The 19,805-nt window shown below is 69.1% G+C and carries 17 protein-coding genes and 2 tRNA genes; 11 read left to right on the forward strand and 8 right to left on the reverse strand.

Annotation, left to right across the window (positions count from 1 at the left end; all coding sequences use genetic code 11):
- Positions 1-33 precede the first annotated feature (33 nt).
- Entirely contained in the window at positions 34-1,563 is a 1,530-nt protein-coding gene (locus AB0C17_RS19870; RefSeq protein WP_357381898.1) for a peptide deformylase, read from the forward strand.
- 67 nt (positions 1,564-1,630) lie between these two features.
- Here AB0C17_RS19870 and AB0C17_RS19875 read toward each other — a convergent pair whose 3' ends face one another.
- Positions 1,631-2,752: a globin domain-containing protein gene (locus tag AB0C17_RS19875; RefSeq protein WP_357479750.1), complete on the reverse strand. Its 1,122-nt coding sequence runs from the start codon at positions 2,750-2,752 to the stop codon at positions 1,631-1,633.
- Between the two features lie 118 nt (positions 2,753-2,870).
- Here AB0C17_RS19875 and AB0C17_RS19880 point away from each other — a divergent pair, with 118 nt between their 5' ends.
- Positions 2,871-3,644, forward strand: coding sequence for a CPBP family intramembrane glutamic endopeptidase (locus AB0C17_RS19880; protein WP_357381894.1), 774 nt, complete (start codon positions 2,871-2,873; stop codon positions 3,642-3,644).
- Positions 3,645-3,705: 61 nt separating this feature from the next.
- On the opposite strand, the gene AB0C17_RS19885 is transcribed toward AB0C17_RS19880, so the two are convergent.
- Positions 3,706-4,335 carry a hypothetical protein gene (locus tag AB0C17_RS19885; protein WP_357470829.1) on the reverse strand — a complete coding sequence of 210 codons (630 nt, stop codon included), beginning with the start codon at positions 4,333-4,335 and terminating at the stop codon, positions 3,706-3,708.
- A 285-nt stretch (positions 4,336-4,620) separates the two neighbouring features.
- Between AB0C17_RS19885 and AB0C17_RS19890 the strand changes: the two genes are divergently transcribed.
- The 6 genes from AB0C17_RS19890 (at position 4,621) to AB0C17_RS19915 (ending at position 12,071) form a co-directional block, all read left to right on the forward strand.
- Positions 4,621-4,878 carry a hypothetical protein gene (locus AB0C17_RS19890; protein WP_357470832.1) on the forward strand — a complete coding sequence of 86 codons (258 nt, stop codon included), beginning with the start codon at positions 4,621-4,623 and terminating at the stop codon, positions 4,876-4,878.
- 377 nt (positions 4,879-5,255) lie between these two features.
- A tRNA-Ser gene (locus tag AB0C17_RS19895) sits at positions 5,256-5,346 on the forward strand.
- Positions 5,347-5,382: 36 nt separating this feature from the next.
- Positions 5,383-5,455 (forward strand) — tRNA-Arg (locus AB0C17_RS19900).
- Positions 5,456-5,847: 392 nt separating this feature from the next.
- Positions 5,848-7,419 (forward strand): class I SAM-dependent DNA methyltransferase, encoded by a 1,572-nt coding sequence (locus AB0C17_RS19905; protein ID WP_357479753.1) that lies wholly within the window; start codon positions 5,848-5,850, stop codon positions 7,417-7,419.
- Entirely contained in the window at positions 7,416-8,615 is a 1,200-nt protein-coding gene (locus AB0C17_RS19910) for a restriction endonuclease subunit S (RefSeq protein WP_357479756.1), read from the forward strand. Before AB0C17_RS19905 ends, AB0C17_RS19910 begins: the two co-directional genes overlap by 4 nt.
- 39 nt (positions 8,616-8,654) lie before the next feature.
- On the forward strand, positions 8,655-12,071 hold the full coding sequence (locus AB0C17_RS19915) for a DEAD/DEAH box helicase family protein (protein WP_357479759.1): 3,417 nt from the start codon (positions 8,655-8,657) through the stop codon (positions 12,069-12,071).
- 325 nt (positions 12,072-12,396) lie between these two features.
- Here the strand turns inward: AB0C17_RS19915 and AB0C17_RS19920 are convergent, their stop codons facing one another.
- Together AB0C17_RS19920 and AB0C17_RS19925 are read right to left on the reverse strand one after the other, a co-directional pair.
- The gene (locus AB0C17_RS19920; protein ID WP_357479762.1) at positions 12,397-12,813 is read right to left on the reverse strand and encodes a PIN domain nuclease; all 417 of its coding nucleotides are present in this window, start codon (positions 12,811-12,813) and stop codon (positions 12,397-12,399) included.
- Positions 12,804-13,028, reverse strand: coding sequence for a hypothetical protein (locus tag AB0C17_RS19925; protein ID WP_357381886.1), 225 nt, complete (start codon positions 13,026-13,028; stop codon positions 12,804-12,806). The genes AB0C17_RS19920 and AB0C17_RS19925 overlap by 10 nt, the downstream gene beginning before the upstream one ends.
- 376 nt (positions 13,029-13,404) lie before the next feature.
- Here AB0C17_RS19925 and AB0C17_RS19930 point away from each other — a divergent pair, with 376 nt between their 5' ends.
- Positions 13,405-14,454, forward strand: coding sequence for a polysaccharide deacetylase family protein (locus AB0C17_RS19930; RefSeq protein WP_357381884.1), 1,050 nt, complete (start codon positions 13,405-13,407; stop codon positions 14,452-14,454).
- Here the strand turns inward: AB0C17_RS19930 and AB0C17_RS19935 are convergent.
- Positions 14,427-14,651 (reverse strand): hypothetical protein, encoded by a 225-nt coding sequence (locus AB0C17_RS19935; RefSeq protein WP_357381882.1) that lies wholly within the window; start codon positions 14,649-14,651, stop codon positions 14,427-14,429. The two genes, AB0C17_RS19930 and AB0C17_RS19935, sit on opposite strands and share 28 nt — an antisense overlap.
- A complete protein-coding gene (locus AB0C17_RS19940; protein WP_357479765.1) occupies positions 14,648-15,793 on the reverse strand; it encodes an OmpA family protein in 1,146 nt (381 codons plus the stop codon). The genes AB0C17_RS19935 and AB0C17_RS19940 overlap by 4 nt, the downstream gene beginning before the upstream one ends.
- Before the next feature lie 35 nt (positions 15,794-15,828).
- Here AB0C17_RS19940 and AB0C17_RS19945 point away from each other — a divergent pair, with 35 nt between their 5' ends.
- Positions 15,829-16,548, forward strand: coding sequence for a hypothetical protein (locus tag AB0C17_RS19945; protein ID WP_357381878.1), 720 nt, complete (start codon positions 15,829-15,831; stop codon positions 16,546-16,548).
- Positions 16,549-16,634: 86 nt separating this feature from the next.
- Positions 16,635-17,876 (forward strand): hypothetical protein, encoded by a 1,242-nt coding sequence (locus AB0C17_RS19950; protein ID WP_357479768.1) that lies wholly within the window; start codon positions 16,635-16,637, stop codon positions 17,874-17,876.
- 7 nt (positions 17,877-17,883) lie between these two features.
- Here AB0C17_RS19950 and AB0C17_RS19955 read toward each other — a convergent pair whose 3' ends face one another.
- Both AB0C17_RS19955 and AB0C17_RS19960 read right to left on the reverse strand, forming a co-directional pair.
- Positions 17,884-18,537 carry a 4Fe-4S single cluster domain-containing protein gene (locus tag AB0C17_RS19955; protein WP_357479771.1) on the reverse strand — a complete coding sequence of 218 codons (654 nt, stop codon included), beginning with the start codon at positions 18,535-18,537 and terminating at the stop codon, positions 17,884-17,886.
- A complete protein-coding gene (locus AB0C17_RS19960; RefSeq protein ID WP_357381872.1) occupies positions 18,530-19,792 on the reverse strand; it encodes a hypothetical protein in 1,263 nt (420 codons plus the stop codon). Before AB0C17_RS19960 ends, AB0C17_RS19955 begins: the two co-directional genes overlap by 8 nt.
- Between the last annotated feature and the right edge of the window lie 13 nt (positions 19,793-19,805).

A 19,805-nucleotide genomic window follows, 5' to 3' on the forward strand; every position in this document is an offset into this window, starting at 1 on the left:
GTGAAAATGGTCTTCCCGCGTACGAGGAAGCTGATGACGACCTCACCGATCGAGCGTGCCGCCGACTCGTTCGCGACGGCACTCGCCCAGCACCGTACCGGCCGAGGGCTGTCCAAGAAGCAGCTGGCGACGCTCATGGGCTTCGACCCGTCCTACGTCAGCCACGTCGAAGGGCGACGGCACCGCCCCACCGAGGACTTCGCCCGCCGGGCCGAGGCCGTCCTGGAGGCCGGCGGCGCGATCTGGCAACGCTTCCGGGAGTACGACGAACTGCGGCACGGCCGGGCCGGCGCGGCGCACCGTGACCCGGTCCCCGGCCAGTGGCTGCCGCCGGGCACCGGCCTGGTGGTGGAACAGGAGGTGGCCACGCTCACCCACACCGGGGACGGCTACCACTGCGCGATCCGCCGGGAGCTGTACAACGCGGGCACCGAACCGGTGACCCGCTACCTGGTCCGGGTCGCCGTCGACCGCTACCCGAACGACCCGGGCCGCTCCAACCGGCACCACCGGGAACACCCGCTCACCTTCGCCGAGCTTCAGCTCACCGCCTACCGGGACGACGGAAACGGACGCGAGCCGATGCACTGGCGGGCCAAGCACGACCGGGACGCGTTCAAGGAGATCTGGGTGCTGTTCGAGAACGACGAGGGACGGTTCCCGCTCTATCCCGGCGACCGGGTCACCATCGAGTACGCGTACCGCGTCGGCCGGGACAAGTGGGGCCCCTGGTTCCAGCGGGCCGTACGCCTGCCCACCCGGCACCTGGCGGTGCGGCTCGACCTGCCCGCGGACCTCGACCCCAAGGTGTGGGGCGCGGAGACCTCGCTGTCGGCGGAGGAGGGGCCGTTGCGTACCCCGATCCAGCGGGCGGTGGACGGCGACCGGGTGATCTTCGACTGGGGGACCGACGACCCGCCGCTGAACGCCCGATACCGGATGCAGTGGCGGTTCCGCAGCCCCGAGCCGGACGCCGAACCGGACAGCGCGCCGACCGGTGGCGCCCGGGTGCGGGCCAGCGACCGGATGCGGGCGGTGGGCATCGTGCAGCGCGGCGACGACCTGCTGCGGCAGCGGGCCCGCCAGTTCGACCTCCCGGCCGACGAACAGCACGCCCGGCAGGTGATCGACCGGCTCGCGGGGATGCTGGCCCGCCTGGACGAGCTGCACCCGTTCAGCAAGGGCGTCGGCCTGGCCGCCCCGCAGCTCGGCATCGGCTGGTCCGCCGCGCTCGTGCGCCCGGCCGACCGCGCGGCCGAACCGGTGGTGCTGCTCAACCCCCGGGTGGTGGACGCCGCCGCCGAGACCGACGAGCAGTACGAGGGCTGTCTCTCCTTCTTCGACCACAGAGGCCTGGTGCCCCGGCCGCTGCGGATCGACGTGGAACACGCCCTGTGGGACGGCAGCCGGGTGATCACGTCCTTCGAGTACGCGATGGCGCGGCTGGTCGCGCACGAGATCGACCACCTGGACGGGCGCCTCTACGTCGACCGCATGGCGCCCGGTGTGCCGCTGGTGCCGGTGGAGGAGTACCGCGAGACCGGAAACCCCTGGCGCTACTGAGAACGGGGGGCCGGGTCGCGTGCCCCAGGGGGCGGGGGCACGCGACCCGGCTCGGGGGGAGGAAAGATCAGAGGCTGCCGAACGTGTCGTACCGGATGTGGTCGGGCGGTACGTCGTCGGCGGCGAGCGCCCGCAGGGTGGTCCGGACCATGCCCGCCGAGCCGGAGACGTAGCAGTCGTGCGTGGTCCACGGGCCGTACCGGGTGACCACCTCGGAGACCTCACCGAGTTCGCCGCCGAATCCCGGGTCCTCGCTGCACGAGGGCGTCACCGACAACCACGGGTGGGACGCCACCAGGTCCTCCAGGCCGGGCAGCCCGTACAGCTCGTCCGGGCGGCGGGAGCCGTAGAAGACGTGCACCCAGCGGGTCCGGTTGACCCGGGTCAGCTCCTCCACCAGCGCCTTGATCGGCGCCAGGCCGACCCCGCCGGCCACGCAGAGCACATCCCGGGTGGAGTCCGGGTCCAGCGTCATCGAGCCCATCGGCGCGGCCACCCGCAGCAGGTCGCCCGGCTTGGTGCGGCGCACCAGCGCGCCGGACACCCAACCGGCCGCGCCCGGCGGCGTACGCACGTGGAACTCCAGCACGTTTTCCTCGTTCGGCGCGTTCGCCACCGAGTACGTCCGCCACACCCGCGGGTGGTAGCGGGGCACCTCCACGCTCACGTACTGGCCGGCCAGCCAGGGCAGCGGATCCTGGAGCGCACGCACGGTCAGCACCGCCGTGTCCGGGCCGTACCGCTCGTGCGTCAGCACCTCCGCGTGCCAGAACGGCGGGTTCTCGTCGGCCGCCGAGCCGGCGAGCATCCGCGCGCTGATGCTCGCGTACGCCTCCCGCCACGCCTGGTCGTACTCCAGGTTCCAGCCGTCCCCGGCGGTGCTGCGCAGCGCGTCGAGCAGCGCGACGCCCATCGTCGCGTAGTGCCCGGCCGCCACGTGGTACTTGCGGTGGTCCCGGCCGAGCGCGCGCAGGTACTCGTCGAAGCTCTCCGGGTCGCCCACCGTCTGGGTGGCCGTGACGATGGCCTCCAGGATGCGGTCCCCCTGCCCGTTCATCTGCACCGGGAACAGCTTGCGCAGCTCCGGGTCGAGGAGGAACAGCCGGGCGTAGAAATGACCGCTGAGCCGCTCCCGCTCCTCCTCGACCAGGGCCCAGCTCTCCTTCAGCAGCCGCGCGAAGTTCTCCACGGGGCACGCTCCCTCCGTACGGCGGATCGGCAGCCATAGAATGTCCACGGAGCGTGTACGCCGGTCGCACAGACTGTGCGACCGTCCGGCCCGATCACCGAAGTGCTTTCATGGTCCGGTGACGGTTGACGAGCTGGCCCGCCCGGTCTCCCGCCGGATGCTGGGCACCGAGACGCTGCTCGTGCTCGGTCTGTCCCTCGGCCAGTCGGCCGTGTACGCGCTGGTCTCGCTGATCGCCAAGCTGACCGCGACCGGGGGACTGTCCAAGCAGACCGCCGCGCTGAACACCTCCGCGTCGGCCCGGCCGTACCTCGATCTCACGTACCAGCTGCTCGGGATCGTCTTCGCGCTGCTGCCGGTGCTGCTCGCCGTACACCTGCTGGCGCGCGACCCCGGCGACCCGGCACGGACGCTCGGCGTCGACTTCCGGCGGCCCGGCTCCGACCTGGTCCGGGGCGCGGGCCTGACCGCGCTCATCGGCCTGCCCGGGCTGGCGCTGTTCTGGGCGGCGGCGCAGCTCGGGCTCAACGCCACGCTCGTCCCGGCCGCGCTGCCGGACCTGTGGTGGGCGGTGCCGGTGCTGATCCTCGCCGCCGTGCAGAACGCCGTGCTGGAGGAGGTGATCGTGGTCGGCTACCTGATCACCCGGCTGCGGCAGCTCAACTGGCGGATCGGCGCGGTGCTCGCCACGAGCGCGCTGCTGCGCGGCTCCTACCACCTCTACCAGGGCTTCGGGGCGTTCGTCGGCAACGCGGTGATGGGCGTGATCTTCGGGCTGTTCTACCTGCGCACCCGCCGGGTCGCCCCGCTGATCGTCGCGCACACGCTGCTCGACATCTTCGCGTTCGTCGGCTACGCGATGCTGCCGAAGTCCTGGTTCGACTGGCTCTAGGCTGTCGCCACCTCGCCGTCCCGCCGCCGATCAGGCGAGGTGGGCTCGGTGCCGCTGCCGGTCAGGCGCGGGGTGGCCGGTACCGGGCGACAGCCCGCGCCGCCACCCGCCCGGCCACCGCCGTACCGCCGGTCGCCGCCGTCAGCGCCGCCGCACCCGGCAGCAACCGGGCGACCAGCCGCAACCCGACCCAGCCACCCGCCTGCGCGGCCACCGGCGTGGCCAGCCGCCAGGCCGCCTGCGCCACCCGCCCCCACTGACCGTCCGCCGGAGCGTCCGCCGCCCGAGCCGCCGCCAACGCCGCCCGCGCGGTGCCGTCGTCCGGGTGCACCGACGTCAGCACCAGCAGCTCGGCCGCCCGATCCGGATGTGCCGGATCCCGCCCGTACGCCGCCGCCAGATGCAACACCAGGTTCGCCTGCGTCCACAGCACCGTCGCCAGCTCCGCGACCGGCGCGAACAGCCCGGCGCCCGCCGCCAGCGCCCCACCCGTACCGGCCATCCGGACGAACCGCCGGGTCGCCAGCCGGGCCACCCCGTCGGCGTCCGCCTCCGGGTAGGCCCGCCGGACCTGCTCCACCCAGGCCGAGGCCCGCGGCCCGAGCACCTCCACTGCCGCAAGGGCCAGCAGCTCCGGCGCGAACCCGGGGTGGTCGCGCAGCTTCGGCCCGACCGCCCGCCAGCCCTCCACCGGCGTACGCGAGGAGTCAGGTCGTCCAGCCGCCTGTCCGACGACGGCCGCGGGCGTTGCCGGCCGGCGCGTCGTCTCGTCGGACTGCTCCGCGTCGGCTGCGGTGGTGGTGGCAGTGACCTCTGCCCGAGCGGCCTTCGTCTCGCGCTTCGGCGGCGACGCCTTCCGAGCGGCCTTCCTGACCGCCGGAGCCGCCTTCTTCGCGACCGGGGCGGCCTTCTTGGCTGCGGGAGCGCGGCGCGTCCGCTTCGGCGCCTCCTCCTCGGCCGGACGTTCGGTGGCCTGATGCTGCTCCGCTGTGACAGGTCTCTCGTCGGTGGCGAGCGCGCCCTCCCCGGCGCTCGACGCGGGCGTCGCGGCTTCCGGCTGGGGCTCGTGGACCGGCTCCTCACCGTCTCCGGCGGCGGTCCGTTCGGCGGCGGTCGTACCCGAAGGAGTCGTCGAAGTCCCTGGAGTGGCCTGGTCTGCCGGCGGCGCATCCGGGCCGCTGCCAGCAGCCTCCGGGGCGGCCTGCTCGCCGGGCGTACCCGGATCGGCAGGTGAAGGATCGGCGGCCGGACGCGGGCGCGGTGCCGGCGGTGCGTCGGCGGCCGGCGTCGGCGGCTGGAAGACGACTGTGGGCGCCGCCCGGCGCGGGCGCCTGGGCGTCGGTGTGTCGCTCGTCGCGCTCTCCGCAGCGGGGTCCGGTGCGGGCGGCGGGCTGAACGTCGGTCGTGGGGAGCGGCTCCGCCGGGCCTTGGGGGCGGGCTCGCGACGGGGCGGATCGCTCGGCGGCTGCTCCTGCATACCGATGGAGCGTAGCCGTGGGCGTGATCTGGCACACGACCAAGACACGGTCATGGGGGCGGGTTCCGATAGTCGCTTTGCCCCGGGCGGGTACGGCCCTGTATCCTCGGGCGCGGTGACCTCGGGGTCACCAGGGAGACTTCGCCTAGTCTGGTCTATGGCGCCGCACTGCTAATGCGGTTGGGGTCTTAAAGCCCCTCCCGGGTTCGAATCCCGGAGTCTCCGCGCGAAAGCCGGTTGTGTAGACTGGCCGAGCACCAGGCGCCCGTAGCTCAATGGATAGAGCATCTGACTACGGATCAGAAGGTTAGGGGTTCGAGTCCCTTCGGGCGCACAGGGTCTGACAAGCGTTTGACCAGGGGAAACGCCCTCCGGCTATCGAGAGATAGCGATCGGGGGGCGTTTTTTCCGTGCACCCAAGGCGCACCCATGGGTGCACGAAGCGGGCTGATCGCGGCCAAGAGTCACCAGCCGCATCGTTGCTGCGGCCTGTGGGAGTTGGCGGACTTGTGGTGGCGGGCCTGACGGCGAGTCAGATGCTCGGGTGGTCGCTGCTCCAGGGCTTCGCGTCCGGGATCAAGACCCGGCGCGACATGGCGACATGCACGACAAGGCGCCCGCGAGATGGGCCACCGGATAGCCCCCACGCTGCTGTGCCCCGCTCGCGGAGTCTTCGCCCCAACGTCCGATCACGATGGGCGGGAGGCGGGACTAGCCTAGGTCGACTTGACAGTACGACGGGGTGGGGACCGAAGCTACGTGATCACCGGTGAGCTGAAGAGCAAGATCGACCGCGTCTGGGATGCCTTCTGGTCGGGTGGCATCTCGAACCCGCTGGAGGTGATCGAGCAGATCACCTACCTGCTCTTCATCAAGCGGCTCGATGACCTGCACACGCTTGAGGAGAACAAGGCGAACCGGCTGGGCAAGCCGATGGATCGCCGGATCTTCCCGGAGGGCTGCGACGAGCAGGGACGCAAGTACGACGACCTGCGCTGGTCGCACTTCAAGGGCACCGCGCCGGTCGAGATGTTCGAGATCGTCGGCGAGAGGGTCTTCCCGTTCCTGCGGACGCTCGGCGGCGACGGGTCGACGTACTCGGACCACATGAAGGACGCCCGGTTCACCATCCCCAACCCGGCGCTGCTCGCCCGCGTGGTCGACATGCTCGGCCAGATCCCGATGGAGGACCGGGACACGAAGGGCGACCTCTACGAGTACATGCTCGGCAAGATCGCCACGGCCGGGCACAACGGTCAGTTCCGCACGTCACGGCACATCATCCAGCTGATGGTCGAGATGATGGCGCCGACGCCGACCGACGAGATCTGCGATCCCGCCTGCGGCACCGCGGGCTTCCTCGTCGAGGCTGGCGAGTACGTCCGCCGAACGCATCCGAATGCACTGTTCGACGCGGTGCAGCGGAAGCACTTCCACGAGAGCATGTTCCACGGCTTCGACTTCGACAGCACGATGCTGCGGATCGGCAGCATGAACATGCTGCTGCACGGCGTGGAAAACCCGGACATCCGTTACCGCGACTCGCTGGGCGAGAACGTCAGCAACGAGTCGGAGAAGTACTCCCTGATCCTCGCCAACCCGCCCTTCGCCGGCAGCCTCGACTACGAGAGCACGTCCAAGGACCTGCAGCGGATCGTCAAGACCAAGAAAACTGAGCTGCTCTTCCTCGCCCTCTTCCTCCGGCTACTCAAGCCCGGCGGCCGGGCGGCCGTCATCGTGCCCGACGGCGTGCTCTTCGGATCCAGCAAGGCCCACAAGGAACTGCGCCGCGTGCTCGTCGAGGACCAGAAGCTCGACGGGGTGATCAAGCTGCCCAGCGGCACCTTCAAGCCCTACTCGAGCGTCTCCACCGCGATTCTGCTCTTCACGAAGACCAACAGCGGTGGCACCGACAACGTCTGGTTCTACGAGGCCATCGCCGACGGCTGGAGTCTGGACGACAAGCGAACCCCGCTGCTACCGGCGGAAAAGCTCGGGCCGGTGCCGGACGTGGCATTGTCCGACGACGAGCACGCGAAGAACAACCTTCCGGACGCCTTGGCGCGGTGGTTCCGGCGTAACGGCGACGAGTTGCAGCGGGCGCGGACCGAGCAGAGCTACTGCGTACCCAAGGCCGATATCGTCGAGCAGGGCTACGACCTCAGTCTCAACCGCTACAAGGAGGTCATGCACGAGGAGATCGAGCACCAGCCGCCACTCAAGATCCTCGCCGATCTCGAACGCCTAGAGTCCGAGATCCAGCAGGGCATGTCCGACCTGAAGGCGTTGCTCGCATGAGCCTGACGAAGCATCGCAAGCTCCGCGACCTCATCAAGCCGGTCACGACGTGGAACCCTCAGCGATCGCAGGACGGCCGGTTCGACTACATCGACCTAAGCGCCGTGGATCAGGACCGTAAGGTCATCACGGGGGCACGGTCTACACCGACGGGCGAAGCACCAAGCCGGGCAAGGCAACTCGTTAGGGCTGGGGATGTGCTGGTCTCCACCGTCCGACCCAACCTCAACGGTGTAGCCGTAGTGCCCCAGAAGCTAGACGGTGCTACAGCCTCCACCGGCTTCTGTGTTCTCCGTCCGGGGGCAGAACTCAACGGCCGCTTCCTCTTCCACTGGGTCAGGTCTCCAAATTTCGTAAATGACATGGTGCGGAAGGCGACAGGCGCCAGCTACCCCGCTGTGTCTGACCGCATCATCCATGACTCTTCACTCCCGCTTCCTCCCATTCACGAGCAGCGGAGGATTGCGGAGGTGCTGGATCGAGCGGACGAGTTGCGCGCCATGCGCCGCGAGGCCATCACCCGTCTCGACGACCTCTCCCAGTCCATCTTCCTCGACATGTTCGGGGACCCTGTCGGTAACCCGCGAGGGTGGGCGAAGAGCACACTGGCTGCTCTTGCTCGCGAAAATCCAAGCAACGGACTCTTCCGAAAAAGCGCGGAATACTCCACCGATGATTCTGGCGGACTGCCCGTGGCCTGGGTGGAAAACCTATTCCGAGGGAACGTTGTCGATTTATCTGGCGCTCGCCGTATCGTACCGACGGGCGCTGATGTGGAAAGGTACGGCCTCGCGCAAGGCGACCTTCTGTTCTGTCGGTCGTCCCTTAACTTCGACGGAATTGCGTACCCTAATGTTTATGCCGGGCCAGACAATCAAGCCTTGTTCGAGTGTCATATTATCCGAATCAGGCTGGACAGCGACCTATCCCTGCCGGCATACGTGAATCAGGCTCTCCGGATTCCCGCGATGCGATCGATTGTCAAGTCCAAGTCTAAAACCTCTACGATGACGACAATTGATCAAAAGTCGCTGGCATCAACACCGATTCCGGTGCCACCGATGGAGCTTCAGCGCTCGTTCGTTGATCGACTTTCGGTTGTAGATGCGGTTAAAGCGCAACAGAAAGCCCAAATCGATGACCTTGCCGAGTTATTCGCATCGCTCCAGCACGCCGCGTATCGTGGTGAGCTCTAAGACTACGATCGCGGTTGACGATTAGGGGAATCTGCCGCCGTGAGCAACTTCGCGTTTCTGCGGGCTGAGTGGCCCGGACTGTTTGGCGAGGCCCTGCGGGCCGAGCGGCTGGCCGTCGCCGACCCGCGGGCCTCGTGCTTCTACGCCCGGCGCACGCTCGAACTTGCCCTCGCCTGGCTCTTCGAGGCCGACGGCACGCTCACCAAGCCGTACAAGGACGACCTGTCGGCGATGATCCACGAGCCGTCGTTGCGCAACCTGGTGGGTAACAGCCTCCAGGCGAAGATGAACATCATCCGCAAGCAGGGCAACACGGCCGTTCACAAGAGCACGCCGGTGACGCCGAAGGAGTCCGTGCCGGTTGTTCGCGAGCTGTTCCATGTCACGTACTGGATCGCCCGGCACTACACCCGCGACCAGGCCAAGGTCCCGGCCAGCGCCCTGACCTTCAACCCGGACCTGATCCCCCGGCCGATTCCGTCGCAGGTCCGGCAGCAGACTCAGGCCGAGCTGAAGTCGCTGGCTGACAAGCTCGCTGCCCAGGACGCAGCGCTGGCGGCCGAGCGGGAGAAGTCCGCCACCCTCGACGCCGAGTTGGCGAAGCTGCGCGCCGAGATCGCCGCCGCGAAGGCCGCCAACGAGGCCCGACCGGACGATCACGACTACGACGAGGCGCAGACCCGCGACCTCTACATCGACCTGATGCTGGGGGAGGCCGGCTGGCGGCTCGACCGCGCGGAGGACCGCGAGTTCGAGGTCACCGGCATGCCCAACACGACGGGCACCGGGTTCGTCGACTACGTCCTGTGGGGTGACGATGGCAAGCCGCTTGCGCTGGTCGAGGCCAAGCGCACCCGCCGGGACGCCACCGTCGGCCAGCAGCAGGCCAAGCTGTACGCCGACTGCCTGGAGCAGCGGTACGGCCAGCGCCCGGTCATCTTCTACACCAACGGCTACGAGACCTGGCTCTGGGACGACACCGCCTACCCTCCCCGGCCGGTGCAGGGCTTCTACACGAAGGATGAGCTCCAACTCCTGATCCGGCGCCGCGCCAGCCGCAAGCCGCTCGCGGACGTGCCGATCAGGCAGGAGATCGTCGAGCGGTACTACCAGCACCGGGCGATCCGGGCCATCGGCGAGGCGTTCGAGACGCAGCGGCAGCGCCAAGCGCTCGTCGTGATGGCCACCGGCGCCGGCAAGACCCGCACGGTGATCGCCCTGGTCGACCTGCTGATGCGGGCGAACTGGGTCAAGCGGGTGCTCTTCCTCGCCGACCGCAACGCGCTGGTCAAGCAGGCAACCAACGCGTTCAAAGCGCACCTGCCCGATGCGGCCACGGTCAACCTGGTCGAGGAGAAGACCGCAGAGGCCCGGGTCTACGTCTCGACGTACCCGACGATGATGGGCCTGATCAACGAGACCGCGAGCGGTGAGCGGCGCTTCGGGCCTGGCTACTTCGACCTGGTCATCATCGACGAGGCGCACCGCTCGGTCTACCAGAAGTACCGGGCGATCTTCTCCTGGTTCGACAGCCTCCTGGTCGGGCTCACCGCCACCCCGCGCAACGAGATCGACCGCAACACCTACAGCCTGTTCAACCTCGAAGACGGCGTCCCCACCGACCACTACGACCTCGACGACGCGGTCAACGAGGGCTTCCTCGTCCCGCCGCGGGCGGTCTCCGTACCCCTGAAGTTTCAGCGCGACGGCATCCGCTACGACGACCTCACCGACGAGGAGAAGGACGCCTGGGACGCCCTCGACTGGGGTGAGGACGGGCCGCCGGACAGCGTCGACCCGGACGCGGTCAACAAGTGGCTGTTCAACGCCGACACCGTGGACAAGGTGCTGGAGACGTTGATGACCCACGGCCACCACGTCGCGGGCGGCGACCGGATCGGCAAGACCATCATCTTCGCCAAGAACAACGCCCACGCCGACTTCATCCAGAAGCGGTTCGACCTCGCGTACCCGATGCACCGTGGCCACCTGGCCCGGGTCATCACCCACAAGACCGAGTACGCCCAGAGCCTGATCGACGACTTCTCGCAGAAGGAGAAGGACCCGCACATCGCGATCTCGGTGGACATGCTCGACACCGGCATCGACGTACCCGAGGTCGTCAACCTGGTCTTCTTCAAGATCGTGCGGTCGAAGTCGAAGTTCTGGCAGATGATCGGCCGCGGCACCCGGCTCTGCAAGGACCTCTACGGCCCCGGCCAGGACAAGCAGAACTTCTACATCTTCGACTTCTGCCAGAACTTCGAGTACTTCAACCACAACCCGAAGGCGGCCGAGGGCAAGCTGGGCGAGTCGCTGACCGAGCGGCTGTTCAAGGCCCAGCTCGAACTCATCTACCGTCTCGACCAGCGCCGCCCGGCCGATACCGGCGTCGAGGCGGAGACCGACGGAACGCAGAACGAAGCGGCGCTGCGCTGGGACCTCGCCCGCAACCTCCACCAGCGGGTGGAGAACATCCACCTCGACAACTTCGTCGTCCGCCCCAAGCGGCGCCTGGTGGAGTACTACGTCGACTTCGAGCACTGGCACCGTCTCACCCCCGAGGCCGTCGACGAGATCGGCGGCAACCTCGCCGGCCTGCCCACCGCCGTGAAGGACGAAGACGAGGCGGCCAAGCGGTTCGACCTGATGGTGCTGCGCCTTCAGCTCGGCCAGCTCGACGTGGAACCCGCCTACGACCGGCTTCGCCGGCAGGTGCAGGACATCGCCTCGACGCTGCTGGAACAGACCAGCATCCCGGCGGTCCGCGACCAGCAGCAGCTCCTCGACGAAGTGGCCGGCGACGAGTGGTGGCAGGACGTCACCCTGCCGATGCTGGAGCTGATGCGTCGCCGCCTACGCGGGCTGGTCAAGCTGATCGAGAGGGCCAAGCGGGCCATCGTCTACACCGACTTCACCGACGAGCTGGGCGAGATCTCCGTCGTTACGCTGAACGACATCAAGATTGGCACGGACTTCGAGCGGTTCCGCGCCAAGGCCCGGGTGTACCTGCGCGCCCACGAGGACCACCTGGCGTTGCAGAAGCTGCGCCGCAACAAGCAGCTCTCCCCGACCGACCTCGATGAGCTGGAGCGGATGCTGGCGGCCAGCGGCGGCGGCACCGAGGACATCGACGAGGCCCGCCGCTCGGCCCACGGGCTCGGCCTGTTCATCCGCTCGCTGGTCGGCCTCGACCGGGAAGCCGCCACCGAGGCGTTCGGTGACTTGCTGACCAGCCGGACGCTCACCGCGAGCCAGATCAACTTCGTGAACCTGATCGTCGCCCATCTGACCCAGAACGGGGTCATGGAGCCCGAGCGGCTCTACGATTCGCCGTTCAGCGACATCGCCCCGCAGGGGCCGGACTCGATTTTCCCGTCCGCCGACGTCGACCGCCTGATCACGATCCTCAACTCTGTCCGAGACACCGCCGCCCCTGAGGCGGAGGTGGCGTAGTGCCTCGAAGCGAAGCTGAGGGGCAAAGTGCCTGGGGTCAAGGACGAGGATGACCTACGCCCACGGCTTCGTCAGCGTCCCCCGGTTGATCGCGCACCTATGGGTGCGCCTGGGGGAGGGGAACGCCCTCTGATGTCACGATCCGTCGAAGATGCTACATACAAATTCGGGCAAATTCGTATAAATCTAGGTCAGCGCACTCGACCGCATCCGGGCCGAAGCGGAACGTCGGGCCACTCAATCCCGCACCGGCTTGACAGGCTACGCCCCGGACAAGCCAGAGTCGATCATGCTTACGCCGAACGCGACAGGCCCGGCTCATCGCTCAGCTGGGCAGGGTTTCGATCGGCTGGCCGGTTAGCGCGGCGATGAGGTCGAAGTCCTCGTCGACGGCCAGGACCGTCAGGCCGGTCTTCTCAGCGGTCGCCGCGACCAGCAAGTCGGGGATAGACGGCGCTCGGTGCTGGCCACGGTCAGCGAGCAGCATCTGTACTTCCAGTGCGCGGTCCTCGATGGCGGGTGTGAGGTGTTCGATCGGCATCAGTGACAGCGGTGGGGCGGCGAACTGTCGGCGCCCCGCTTCTCCGGAGCGCGTCGAGTAGCCGAGTTCGAGGCGCGTGATGGTGGAGAGCCGGACCAGCCCCCGGCTGATGCGTGCGCTCCACTGGTCACGGTTGGTCGTTTGGCCGAGTTGGAGCCGGACGTACGCGGACTTGTCGATCAGCCAGCTCGTCACCGCCACGCGGCCTCCATGACCGTGGGATCGGCAAGGTCGGCGAATGCCTCTGCGGACCGTTGCCAGTCCTCGGCGGTGACCGTCCGGTCGCCAGCGGGGATGATGTTCTCCTCGAACTTGCGGCGTAGGTACTCGTTGCGCGACAGCCCCAGGCTGGCGGCCGCCGCGTCGATGCGGTCGACCGCTTCTTGACTGAGATCGCGGATGAGGATGTTGGCCATTCGACACCTCCGTAGGTGGCGCTATCGCGATATCACGGTGACGTGAGTGTGAGACGAATCCGAAGCGATTGACCGCACATGCCGGATCAGGAACGACGCAACGCGGCCTACCTCGGAACGGGAGCCGGCACCATCGTCCAGGCGATCGTGGAGGTCGGCCAGCGGCCGTGCGCTGCCCCAGGCTGACGGTAGCGAAGGACAGCACGGCACCGGGATGCATGGCGACTGACTAGGGGCTGACTCTTTCCGGAAAACTTCCGGAAAATCATTGACCTGTTCGAAACGCCGCTGCAATACTCCGAACACGGCGACATCAACCTGTGTCGATTGAAGCCATGCGTCGTCAGGTGTCACCCGTCCCAAGGAGGACCTGCGCATGTACTCCAGCATCGGCGGCTCCCGCCGCCCGTCCACCCCCCGAACATCGCGTCTCACGCGGTTGGCCGTGCTCGCCTCTGCCGTGGCGCTGAGCGCCGCCGGTCTCGCGGTCGCCGCCACTCCGTCCAGCGCCGCCGTCTGCAACGGGTACGTCGGCCTCACCTTCGATGACGGGCCGACCGGCAGCACCAGCGCACTGCTCTCCGTGCTGCGCGCGAACGGCGTACGGGCGACCATGTTCAACGTCGGGCAGAACGTGCAGAGCAACCAGTCCGCCGCGCGCGCCCAGGTCGACGCGGGCATGTGGGTGGCCAACCACAGTTGGAACCACGCGCACATGACCTCGATGAGCCAGAGCCAGATGCAGTCGGACCTCGCCCAGACCAACTCAGCCATCCAGTCGGCGACCGGCGTCCGGCCGCAGCTGTTCCGCCCGCCCTACGGGGAGACCAACTCGACCCTTCAGTCGGTCGCCACGTCGCTTGGCCTGCGCCAGGTGATCTGGGACGTCGACTCCCAGGACTGGAACGGCGCCAGCGTCAGCCAGATCGTCTCCAACGCCAGCCGCCTCCAGGCCGGCCAGGTGATCCTGATGCACGACGGCATACAGAACACCCGCGACGCGATTCCGCAGATCATGGCCAACCTGAGCAGCCGCAACCTCTGTCCGGGCATGATCTCACCGAGCACCGGCCGAGCGGTGGCCCCGGACGGCACTCCGCCGCCGACCACTCCGCCGCCGACCGGCACGCCGACCACTCCACCGCCCACCAGCGGGTGCACAGCGACGGCGACGACTCCCAACGTCTGGGGTGACCGGTACAACACGTCGGTGACGGTTCAGGGGGCCAGCAACTGGACGGTGGTCGTGGCGGTGACCGCGCCGCAGCGGATCGTCACTACCTGGAACGGCTCCCCCAGTTGGGACAGCACCGGTTACGTGATGACGATGCGGTCCAACGGCAGCGGCAACACCTTCGGCTTCACCACGATGATGAACGGCAACAGCGGTGCCAGAGCTCAGATCCGTTCCTGCACCACGGGCTGATCGTCGCTCATCTGACGCAGAACGGGATCGTGGCGCCCGAGCAGATGAGGGGCCGTTTCGGGAAACCGGGACGGCCCCTTCGCTTCGGGCACCACCGCCGTGAGGAAGGCCGGGCCAGGTCGATGAGGTCCGGCATTCGGGATGTCCGTCCAGGCCGCTGGGGCCGGCGCAGCCTCGCTCAGTTCCACGGTGGTCAACAGCTCACCTCGATCGTGACCATGCGGTTCTTCTGGTCGTACCGTTCGTCCGGAGGGGCACTCACGCTCGGGTACGGGCCCCAACCCATTCCCTTCGCGGTGATCCTGTTGGTGGCGCCCAGGGCGACGAACTCCCGCTTCACCCGGTCGGCGCGGCGTTGGGACAGGTCGCCGGCGCCGTAGTGGGCTACGTATCCCCTGACCACTACCTGCGCGGTGGGGTTACCGCGCAGGAACGCGACGAACGTGGCGAGGACCTTGCGGGCGCCGGCCGGATCACGGAGTTCCGCCTCGTCGGGGACGAATCCGACCGCGCCGCTGTCCGGGAAGACCGCAAGCGTGTCGCAGTCGGGCCGGATGTCGCCGACCACGAACCGCACCACGCTCACGGTCGGGCTGGTCACGGCGGAATCCGCTGTGTTGGCGCTCGAGTCGATCACCGGATCCTTCGCGCCGGCGGCGAGGACGATCTCGCGCCACAGGTTCACCAGGGTCGACCGGTTGCGGTCGTCGAGTTGCTCCTGCGGCATCGCCGTGTAGCCGAGGCCGGTCATGATGACCTTCCGGCCCCGGAGGTCGGGCAGCAGACGCTGCTGCCGGAGCAGCTTGGCGACAGCCTCCGGACGCCGCGACAGCAGGTCGTTCCTGCGGAAGTCGAGCGGGGCGGTGGTCTGCACGCCGGAGTCGACGAGCACCACCGTGCCGCCCGGGCCGGCCGCGTCCGACGCCACGCTCAGCGCCTTCAGCACATTCGCCTCTGGTGCCCCTGCCTTCGCGTTCGCGATCATCGCGCCGACCCGGTCCAGGAACGCCTTCTGGTCGATGGCGAAGTTGGACTTGGTCTTCGCCTGGGTGCCGAAAACCGCGTCGTCGACGATGCTGGGACGCCCGTCCACCCGGATCGTGGTGATCTTGCCGCAGCCGTTCATCGTGTCGACGATCAGCTTGCGCACGTCGGTGGTCAGGGCCGGGGCGGGGCTGTTGGCCCGGGCGCCGACCGCGATGCCGAGGCCCGCGGCGGCGGGTTGCGGACAGTTGAACGTGAACTCTTCGCCTATCAGCGGGATGCAGCCGGCGATCGCACCGACCAGCGGCACACACAGTGCCAGGGCGGCGATTCGGGCAGACTTGCGAGTCGTCATGTCCTGTGCTGACGGACCGTCCGTCAGCACAGGACATGGTGGCCACGAGCGACACGTCCTACCCGGCCGCGCTGCGCCGCGCGGACCGGAACCGGGGAACGCACGACGGCGAGCAAGGCATCCCGGCCCTGGCCGAGGTGCGGCGCCGCCAGGCGGAGCTGGCCGGCACCGGGGAGACCGTCACCGTCGGGTATCAGCTCGTCCTGCTCGCCGAACTGCACGAGAAACTCGACGAGCTGCACGCCGAGTTCCTCACGATGGGCCGGGCCGCGGCGATCGAGCTCGACCGGTGCGACGAGCGGCTCGAACGGGCTCGCGAGGACGTCGTACGGTGCGAGCAGCGCGTCGAGGCGGCACGGCGTCCGCTGACCGATGAGGAGCTGTTACCCCGCAACCGGGAGGAGCAGCGCTGGTCGGACGCGATGTTGCGGCACCGCCGGGAGGTGGCCCGCTCCCGGCGGATCACGCGAGCGCGGGAAGAACTCGACCGCGCCCGCGACCAGGTCGACCGCCGGCGGGCCGAACGGGTCGCCGCGGTGCGCCAGCACCAGGCGGCGGCCTCCGGTCCAGGCACCCGCGCCCGCGGCGCGGTAGAGCTGTACCAGCGGCGTACCGCCGAATATCTGGCGGCGCTGGCACGGGCCCACCCGCACGGGCGGACGCTCTACCCGCTGCTCACCCTCCCCCCGGTTGAACTTCCCACCTGGGTTCTCGAGACATCGTCCCCTTCCCCCGACACCGGGAGCTCGTCGTGAAGACGCCAAAGGAATGGAAGCGCCGTACCGAGTTGCGTCGGACCGCCAAGCGGCTCAGGCAACTGAGCCTGCATCGTGTCCCGGCGATGGACGACGAAGACCGGCTCAGGGTCCGGGTCAGGCGGCACCTCGCAACCGTCGCGCCGTTCGGCATCGACGGCGGTGTGATGAAGGCGATCGACGAGGTCATCGAGTCGCACGTGATCGAGATGAAGGCCGCGATCCTGCGCCACCACACGGCCGAGGAGGTCGAGCTGGGCGACCTGCAGGCCCGGATCGACGGCCTCGTCACCCAGTTCGACCACGAGTCGGAGGGCCGGGGCGGCAAGATCAAAGAGCTTGAGTACGTGAAGCAGCGGGCGATCCGCGCCGTCGAGCAGCGTGACACCCCGGAACCGGCCGGTCCCGACGGCGAGGAGGACTCGGGACCGAGCTACCAGACCGGCAAGGTCGGCGAGTTGGCCGGTCGCGGGTGGATCGGCCAGTTGATTCTTTACATCGTGCTGCTGTTCGCCATGGTCGCGGACCTCATCACCTTCAACCAGGTCGTCGAGCGGATTCTCAACGACGCGAGGGTGTGGCCGCTGGTGGCCGCCCTGGCGGTGACCACGACCTATGTCGCGCACTGGGCCGGTGAGGGGTTCAAGCACGTCAGGGAGCAGCGACGGAACGTCCGGCGCGCGGTGTCCGGCTGGTCGCTCCTCGGTCTGTGGCTCTCGATGGGGCTGGGCGCCTTCGCCCTCCGCCTCTTCGCACCCCCGCTGCCCGGCAACGACGCGCAGGCTTCGTTCATCAGTGGTGCCACGGAGTCCACCGACCCCAGCTCGGGCCTGGGCGCCATGGTGCTGCTCCTGCTCTATCTGCTCACCGGGGCCATCGCGTTCACCGCGGGGTATCGCCGGCCCCGCGAGGAGGTCGGGCAGGTCAGGCGCAGCGATCGGCGCCTCCGCCGGGCCCAGCCGCGGCAGGGGGCGCTGCTGCGCGACGTCGCCGAGGCGCGGACCCTCGGCCAGCAACTCGACCACCTGCGGGACAGCCGCAAACGGCAGTACATCGTCGAGGTCGAGCGGTGCGAGTCCGCGGCCCGGCGCGTCCGAGCCGAGGCGGCGATGCTCGTCCGGCGGTTCCAGGCGCCGCCGGAGTCGGGCTGGCGTCGGCTGATCCGCCCGCGCCGGCCGGTGACCGAGCCCACCGAGCCGGGCCCGGACGCCGGCCCGGACGCGGGCCCGGACGCGGGGCCGGACGCGGGGCCGGACGCGGGCCCGGACGCAAGGCCGGACGCAGGGCCGGACGCGGGGCCGCAGCGGGAGCCGAGCCAGACGGACTGAGGTGCCGCTACTGGCGGCGCCAGCTCGCCGACTCGACGGAGTAGCCGAGCGCCGCCAGTCCTCGGTCGAGAGCACGCTTGGTCTCGGGACGGTTCGGAACGCCCGCCCACCACAGCCGGCCTTCCCGGTCGGCCTCGATCTGGATGGGCGGGTGTTCGGGCTCGTACTCGACGAACTCCGTGTAGCGGTCGCGCGCCAAGGGCGTACGCAGGTGCATCCGCTGGTTCGCCGAGCCGCGCCAGATGAGCCCGGTGGGGGCGGTGGCGACGTACCGCCCGGTGATCAGCACGTCGGCGAGCTCGGCCGTCTCCCGCTGCGCGGGGTCCAACTCGTCCAGCTCGAACCCGGTGTAGAGAAGCACGTCGAAGGCGGCGCCCAGCTCCCGTACGCCCCGGAGCAGCGACCCGACCGCGGCGGCCTGCCGCAGTGGCTCGCCGCCGCTGACGGTCAGCCCGTCGGCTCCGGCCAGGACCGCCCGGCGGACGTCCCCGAGCAGGTCCGCGACATCGACCGGGACGCCGCCCTCGGGGTCCCAGGTGTCCTTCGCGATGCACCCGGGGCACGCCAGCGGGCAGCCCTGCACCCAGAGCACCAGGCGGTGACCGTAGCCCAGCGAGGTCACCGGGAAGTGGGCGCGGGCCAGCCGCAGGTGCTCACTCACCGGCCGGCTCCGGCTCTCGCCGATGCCGCATGACGGCCTCGGTGAACGTCGGATCCGCCACCGCCTCGATCAACCCCTGGTAGTACGCCTCCTCGGCGGCGCGGTAGGCGTTCCTGATCGCCGCTTCCTGTTCCGGCGCGACCACCGGGTCCCGATCGTCCGGCCCGTCGTCCATCGTGGTCATCGCCCGGTAGTCCGGGTTGATCCGGTTACCCATCCGCTGGGTCACCCCGAGAGTACGGTTGCGCACCCGCCGGCTGCGGGCGAAGGCCTGCTGGAACGGATGCGGCTGGGCGAGCCCCAACAGGTACGCCATCAGGCACGCCAGGAACAGCACCACGTCGAAGACGACGATCAGCGTCGCCGGGGTGAGCCCGAGCGCGGCCGTGCGGGACGGGTCGGTGGCGGCGTCGAACGGTGCCCCGCCGGTGACGCCGCGGTCGAACAAGCTCGCGGCGAGCAGTCCGAAGCCCAGGATGATCGCCATTGTGGGCAGCAGCAGGACGAAGGTCAGCGGGGCCAGCAGCCGGTCGAATCCGGTCGCGTGCCGGTTGCGGAAGAGCTGCCCGGCCATCAGCGGCGCGAGGACGGTCAGGGCGGCGATCGCGCCGGTGAGCAGCAGACCCGTGGTCCGTCCCAGCTCGGTCAACGGCAGGTACGCCCCGGCGACGTAGTGCTCGATCTCGAAGACCACCGCGACGAGGAAGATCAGGACGAGGATCCGCCAGATCAGACGCATCGGCGGCGCGTCGCCCTCCCACACCTCGCTGTTCAGTGGCGGCAGTTGCAGCCGGTCGGTGTCGATGTTCCGGCGGCGCAGGTGGGCGCGCAGCGAGTCGTCCTCGTCGTGCTGGTCACGGGTGGCGATCCGGGCCATCCGGTCGCGGGCCGCCCGCATCGCCAGGTCCGCCTCCCGCACGGTGTGGTGCAGGTCGACCAACCGGTCGGCGGTCTTCTGCTGCCGGTCACGGAGCTCGTTGAGGGCGGAGTCGCGCAGCCGGCGCAGCGTCTCGACGTATTTCGGCTCGCCCACCGCGTGCGGTGGGTCGCCCTCGTGCCCGAACGACCACCCGTCGTACAGGGCCTGCCGGCCGTCGCTCAGACCCTTCTCCCTGGCCTGCGCGACGAGTTGTGCGGCGTCGACCCTTGGGTTGACGGCGGGCCTGGGCAACGGATCGAGCAGACCCGCGTCGGGGTCGCGGAGAACGGTGAGGGCCTGGCCGAAACGCCGGCCCCACAGCTGCACGTAGCTCACTGGTCCGTCACTC

The organism is Micromonospora sp. NPDC048887, assembly GCF_040649715.1.
GTDB lineage: Bacteria > Actinomycetota > Actinomycetes > Mycobacteriales > Micromonosporaceae > Micromonospora.